This window comes from Myxococcus sp. AB036A (genome assembly GCF_006547355.1).
In the GTDB taxonomy this organism is placed as follows: Bacteria; Myxococcota; Myxococcia; order Myxococcales; family Myxococcaceae; genus Myxococcus; species Myxococcus virescens.
This window is the reverse complement of record NZ_VHLC01000226.1, coordinates 1-792: the sequence shown is the minus strand read 5'-3', so window position 1 is coordinate 792 and position 792 is coordinate 1. Positions and strand designations below refer to the sequence as shown.

Genomic DNA, 792 nt, shown 5'->3' with positions numbered 1-792 from the left:
TGCTGGTGAAGGAGACGGGCTGCGGCATCGGCCCGGACGTCGCGCGGCGGTTGGTGGACCTGGGCGTGCGGAACCTCGACGTGTCCGGTCTGGGCGGGACGTCCTGGGTGCGCGTGGAACAACTTCGTGCGTCAGGCGTACAGGCACAGCTGGGGGCGGAGTTCAGCGCGTGGGGCATTCCCACGGCGGCGGCCCTGGCCACGGTGCGGCGCGCCGTGGGCCCGGACGTCCAGTTGGTGGCGAGCGGTGGCCTTCGCACGGGGCTGGACGCGGCCAAGGTGCTGGCGCTGGGGGCGAACCTGGCCGGCATGGCGCTGCCGTTGTTCCGCGCGCAGCAGGCGGGCGGGCTCGAGGCGGCGGAGGCGGCGCTGGAGGTCATCCTGGCGAGCCTGCGGCAGGCGCTCGTGCTGACGGGAAGCAGAAGCTGCGCTGAACTGAGACAGCGGCCCCGGGTGGTCACCGGAGAGTTGAAGGATTGGTTGGCGGCGCTGTAGAGGGTGGCCGTGCCGAAGTCTGGAAGGAAGAACATGTCTGACACCGTGACGTCCCGGCTTCCCGGGTTCCACAAGCTGCCGATGGAGGAGCGCCACGCGCACCTCTCCCGCATGTTCCGGCTCACGCCCGAGGACCTGCAGCAGCTGCTGGGCTCGGAGGCGCTCCAGCCTGTCCTGGCGAACCAGATGATTGAGAACGCGGTGGGGACCTTCTCCCTCCCGCTGGGGCTGGGCCTCAACCTCCAGGTCAACGGACGTGACTACCTGGTGCCCATGGCGGTGGAGGAGCCGTCCGTCG

The 792-nt window shown here is 70.5% G+C and carries 1 protein-coding gene and 1 pseudogene; both read left to right on the top strand.

Annotated elements, in window-relative coordinates:
• A partial coding sequence (locus FL344_RS38200; RefSeq protein ID WP_194863411.1) for an alpha-hydroxy-acid oxidizing protein occupies positions 1-494 on the top strand: 494 nt, incomplete at its 5' end.
• A gap of 33 nt (positions 495-527) precedes the next feature.
• Positions 528-792 (top strand): annotated as a pseudogene (locus FL344_RS38195) (3-hydroxy-3-methylglutaryl-CoA reductase); the annotation flags it as partial.